This window comes from Mesorhizobium sp. M4A.F.Ca.ET.020.02.1.1 (assembly GCF_004022645.1).
Classification (GTDB): domain Bacteria; phylum Pseudomonadota; class Alphaproteobacteria; order Rhizobiales; family Rhizobiaceae; genus Mesorhizobium.
Window position 1 is genome coordinate 1 of record NZ_RZOI01000458.1, and the last position, 5,051, is coordinate 5,051.

A 5,051-nucleotide genomic window follows, 5' to 3' on the forward strand; every position below is an offset into this window, starting at 1 on the left:
GTGCTGCTGCTCGACGAGCCGTTCTCGGCGCTGGACAAGAGCCTGCGCGGCCAGATGCAGGCCGAGATGAAGCGGCTGCACCAGGAGACCGGCACCACCTTCGTCTTCGTCACCCACGACCAGAGCGAGGCGCTGGCGCTGTCGTCGCGCGTCGCCATCTTCAACCACGGCAAATTGCTGCAGGTCGGCCGGCCGGACGAGGTCTACGACCGGCCGGCCAACCGCTTCGTCGCCGAGTTCCTGGGCGAGATCAACATGCTGCCGGTGAAGGGCGTGACGCCTGCTGATAACGGCGCTGTCGGCCTGTGCGAAGACCGCGCTGTCAGCATGCGCTGCAAGGCCGAGGCGGTCAAAGGCGACGCCATCCTGGCGATCCGCCCCGAACACATGTCGATCGCGCGCGAGGCGGCTGTCGGCGAGAACGGCATCGCGGCGACCGCGATCGCGTCCACCTATTTGGGCGCTGCGACCAGGCTGGATCTCACGACGCGGCAAGGCTCGCGGGTAACGGTTTCGGTGCCGAACGAGGTAGCGGCCGCGGCACTGAGCAAGGGCAATTCCGTCTGGCTGACCTGGCCGGCCGAAAAAGGTTTCCTTCTTCCGGATGGAGGGCAGTGAGCACCGCTACGGCCTGAACTCGCCGCACCGGTTTTTTGGAATATCAATGAGAACAAGGGGAACTGACATGACCAATACCAAGAAACACACAATCGACTCCCTTGCCGACAGGGCAAGGCGCGGCGAGATCTCGCGCCGCCAGTTCGCGCAGATCGCCGGGCTCGTGCTGGCCGGCACGCCGCTGCTCATGCGCTCGACCGGCGCCTTCGCCGCGGCGAAGGAACTGGTGCTGGTGAACTGGGGCGGTGACGCCATCACCGCCTATGACGCCGCCTACGGCCAGGCCTTCACCAAGGATACCGGCATCACCGTCAAGATGGACGGCTCGGGCCCGACCGAAGGCGCGATCGCGGCGCAGTTCAAGAGCGGCGCCCCGACCTGGGACCTCGTCGACGTCGATCCGTTCTCGGCGATCACGCTGGGCGCGCAAGGCATGCTCGAGCCGATCGACTACACGGTCGTCGACAAGAAGAAGATGCGCGAGGGTTTCGGCTGGGAATACGCCGCCTCGACCTATTTCTTTTCCTATGTGATCGCATACGACTCGGAGAAATACGGCAGCAACGCGCCGACCGGCATGGCCGATTTCTTCGACGTGAAGAAATTCCCCGGCAAGCGCTCGCTCTACAAATGGGGCGTGTCGAGCTGGGAGGCCGCACTTCTCGCCGACGGCATCGCGCCGGCTTCGCTCTACCCGCTCGATCTAAAGCGGGCGCATGACAAGATCGCCGCCTTCAAGGAGAACGTTGTCGCCTATTGGGGCGGCGGCGCCGAGAGCCAGAGCGTGCTGCTCAACGGCGAAGCTTCGATGGCGATCGTGTGGTCGACGCGCGCCTCGCTGATCGAGCAGGACTCCGGCGGCAAGATCAAGTTCATCTGGGACCAAGGCCTGATCTCGCCCGGCGCGCTCGCGGTGCTCAAGAACAATCCCGGCGGCAAGGACGCTGCGATGAAGTTCATCGCCAGCGCGCAGGACCCGGAAAAGCAGCTGGTCATGTTCGACAAGCTCGGACAGGGCCCGGCCAATCCGGCCGCCGACGCGCTGATCCCCGCCGACAAGAAGCGCATCAACCCGGTCGACCCCGAGAACATGAAGAAGCAGATAGCGCTCGACATGGAGTGGTACGCCAAGAACTACGGCGCGGCGCTCGACGAATACACCAAGATCATCTCCGCCTGACCGGCGGAGACGATCATCCGACATGAGAGGCACCCTCTCCGACAGGACAGGCGCGGCGCTGTTGATGGCGCCGCTGCTCCTGTTCCTGGTCCTTGCGTATGCCTGGCCGTTCCTCGGCGTGGTGAAGTGGAGCTTCACCTTGCCGACGCCGGGGCTCGACCAATATAGCGCGCTCGCGACCGACCCGCTGGTGCAGTCGGTGTTCATCCGCACGTTGCGCATCGCGCTCATCGTCACGCTGGTGTCGGTCACCGCCGCCTATGCCATCACCGTGGTGTGGGTGCGCGGCAGCCCGGTGCAGCGCGTGATTGCCGAGTTCTGCATCCTGGTGCCGTTCTGGATCTCGGTGCTGACGCGCGCCTTCGGCTGGGTGGCGCTGCTCTCCAACCGCGGCCTGATCAACACCTGGCTGCAATCGATCGGCTTCATCTCCGAGCCGCTGGCGCTGGTGCGCAACGAATTCGGCGTCATCGTCGGCATGACGCACTTCCTCATCCCGTTCGCGGTGTTTCCGCTGGCGTCGGCCATGCGCAGCCTCGATGAGCGCGTGCTGCTCGCGGCGCGGGGGCTGGGTTCCAGCCGCATGCGCACCTTCTGGACGGTGTTCGTGCCGATGACGCGCTCCGGCATCATCGGCTCGGCGATGATCGTCTTCGTCTTCTCGCTGGGCTTCTTCGTCACGCCGGCAATCCTCGGCGGCGGGCGCAGCGTGATGATCGCCGAACTGATCTATCTCAGGATCTTCCAGAGCCCGGACTGGGGACTGGGCGCGGCGATCAGCGTCGTGCTGGTGATCTTCGTCGGCGCGCTGATGGCGCTGCTCTTCCGCTCCGTCAAACCGAAGCAATTGGTGTAGCGCGATGCCGACCTACCGCCCCGGCCCCATTTCGCTGATCCTCGCCGTGCTGGTGGCGCTGTTCCTGCTTCTGCCGCTGCTTGCCGTCATCCCGGTGTCGCTGACGCCGAGCCGGATGCTGGCGATGCCGTCGGGCGAGCTGTCGCTGCGCCACTACCGGGCGCTCTACGAGGATCCGCGCTGGATCGACGCCATCCTGCTGTCGATCCGGATCGGCGTGGTCAGCAGCGCCATCTCGACGGTGCTGGCGCTCTGCTTCGGTCTCGGCGTCTGGATGTTCCAGCCGCGCTTCAGCGCGGCCCTTGTCGGCTTTGTGCTGCTGCCGATGGTGGTGCCGCCGGTGGTCTCGGCGATCACGCTCTACTTCCTGCTCACCTCGATCTCGGGGATGAGCTCGTTCTTCGGCTACGACACCTGGCTCGGCGTCGCCATGGCGCACTCGGTGATGACGGTGCCCTTCGCGACCGTGCTGATCCTGGTCTCGCTCAGCCAGCTCGACCGCCGCATCGACCTTGCCGCGCGCGGGCTTGGCGCCAGTGTGTGGGAGCGCGCGACGCGTGTCATCATGCCCAACATCAGGTTCGGCATCGTCACCGCCGCGCTGCTATCCTTCGTGCTCTCCTGGGAAGAGATCGGCGTGACGCTGTTCATCACCTCGGTCAACGCCATAACCTTGCCCCGCCTGATGTGGATGGGCCTGCGCGACAATATCGACCCGGCGATTGCAGCGCTCTCGGGGATCCTGATCATCATCACGGTGCTGGTGCTTGCGGTGAGGAGCCTGGTGACCAGGCAGCGCGGAGCGCGCTAGACTTCAGCGAGAGGTGGCCAAACCTGCTCAAATCGCCAGGCCAACTGCTCGACTTCAATCACGATACGGCGCCTAGTACACGAGACACTGGCGTTTAACGGAGGTGATGATGTCGGTGACTTACGACTTTGCCGGCCGAACAGCCATCGTCACAGGTGGCGCCCGTGGCATCGGTCGAGCGATAGCCAGTAAGCTCGCGTTGAGTGGTGCGGACGTTTGGATCTGGGATATCGAGCCTGTCGAACTGGAAGGCACACGCTCCCTTTCGGTGGACGTGACGAAACGCGATAGCGTCATGGAAGCGCTAAGCCTTATGGACACGACCGAAATCGACATTCTCGTGAACAATGCGGGGTGGCTGGGTAGCTACAAGCCGTTCGAGGAATTCGAACCGGCCGAATGGCAGCGAATCCTGCAGGTCAACCTTCTTGGCACGTTCGAAGTTACGCATCGGGTGCTGCCGCTTATGCGACAAGCGGGCAAGGGTCGGATCGTCAACATGGGTTCGCTTGCCGGTAAAGAGGGACTGCCGAGCCTTGCGGCCTATTCCGCAGCCAGCGCCGGCGTCATCGCTTTCACCAAAGCGCTGTCGCGTGAGGTCAGCGACACCGATATTCGCGTCAACTGCATCGCTCCGGGTCCGATCGATACCCGCCTGATCCGGGACCTCGGCAACGAGACCGTCGACTCAATGATATCGGCAAGTCCGCTCAAGCGACTCGGCGATCCGAACGAGGTCGCGGCGCTGGTTGTATGGCTTTGCTCAGATGCGAGCGCGTTCAACACCGGCGCTGTTTTCGACATGTCCGGCGGCCGGGCCCGATACTAGCAGCAGAGGTGGCGATAGATTCTTGTGGGCTGGTTGAGCCGGACGGCTTTGGTGAACAGGCATAAACAGTCCAGAGCACCGGCCTGGTAGGCCGGTGCTCTACTCACACGTCGACAGGCTGCCCGGCGCGGCGGGGGCGCCAGGCTTGCCTGGCTCAGGCCGCCTGCGGCCGGCGCTGCCTTTCGGCGACATACTGCCGGTGCTGGCCGGCGAGCGGGCGCTCCGTCGCCAGCAGGCCATCGAGCAAGGCGAGCAACTCGCGCGCTGCGGTCGACTTGCAGGAGTAGTAGACCATCTGCCGGTCGCGGCGGGTTTCGACCAGGCCAAACCTGCGCAGCTTCGCAAGATGCTGCGAAAGGGCAGACTGGCTGAGATCGACCTTCTCGGCGAGAGTACCCACCGAGAGTTCGCCCGCAGCCAGATAGTTCATGATCAAAAGCCGCTTCCCGTTGCCCATCACGGTCAGAAACGCTGCCGCGGTTTCGGCGTTGGAAGTGAGTTCCTTCGAGACCATCGATTTCCCCATGCTTCGTGCTCTTCCGAAGCCACGGGGGCAATGGCATCAGACATCCAGAGCGTTACCTGAGCCAACCATCCCGACGAAGTCGGAACTGTGCTCTGCTTCTTGTTTTGACCATGATCCTTCTCGAAAAACCGGTTGCCACCATTCGGGATCATGGCCGGGACGACTCGCGCGCCTTGGAAAGCGGCGCTAGCCGGCGCAGATTCGCAGATTTCCGAACCGGCGCTATCAAGG

The 5,051-nt window shown here is 63.9% G+C and carries 6 protein-coding genes; 5 read left to right on the forward strand and 1 reads right to left on the reverse strand.

What is annotated here, in order from left to right:
* The 5 genes from EN742_RS24020 to EN742_RS24040 form a co-directional block, all read left to right on the forward strand.
* On the forward strand, positions 1-618 hold a 618-nt coding region (locus EN742_RS24020), incomplete at its 5' end, for an ABC transporter ATP-binding protein (RefSeq protein WP_148670219.1).
* A 67-nt stretch (positions 619-685) separates the two neighbouring features.
* Positions 686-1,798 carry an ABC transporter substrate-binding protein gene (locus EN742_RS24025; RefSeq protein WP_127406469.1) on the forward strand — a complete coding sequence of 371 codons (1,113 nt, stop codon included), beginning with the start codon at positions 686-688 and terminating at the stop codon, positions 1,796-1,798.
* 22 nt (positions 1,799-1,820) lie between these two features.
* Positions 1,821-2,654: an ABC transporter permease gene (locus tag EN742_RS24030; protein ID WP_127406468.1), complete on the forward strand. Its 834-nt coding sequence runs from the start codon at positions 1,821-1,823 to the stop codon at positions 2,652-2,654.
* 4 nt (positions 2,655-2,658) lie between these two features.
* On the forward strand, positions 2,659-3,465 hold the full coding sequence (locus EN742_RS24035; protein WP_128333358.1) for an ABC transporter permease: 807 nt from the start codon (positions 2,659-2,661) through the stop codon (positions 3,463-3,465).
* A gap of 109 nt (positions 3,466-3,574) precedes the next feature.
* Entirely contained in the window at positions 3,575-4,294 is a 720-nt protein-coding gene (locus tag EN742_RS24040; RefSeq protein ID WP_245455522.1) for an SDR family NAD(P)-dependent oxidoreductase, read from the forward strand.
* A gap of 154 nt (positions 4,295-4,448) precedes the next feature.
* Here EN742_RS24040 and EN742_RS24045 read toward each other — a convergent pair whose 3' ends face one another.
* Positions 4,449-4,808, reverse strand: a complete 360-nt coding sequence (locus EN742_RS24045) for a metalloregulator ArsR/SmtB family transcription factor (protein ID WP_127422875.1) — start codon at positions 4,806-4,808, stop codon at positions 4,449-4,451.
* Positions 4,809-5,051: the final 243 nt, after the last annotated feature.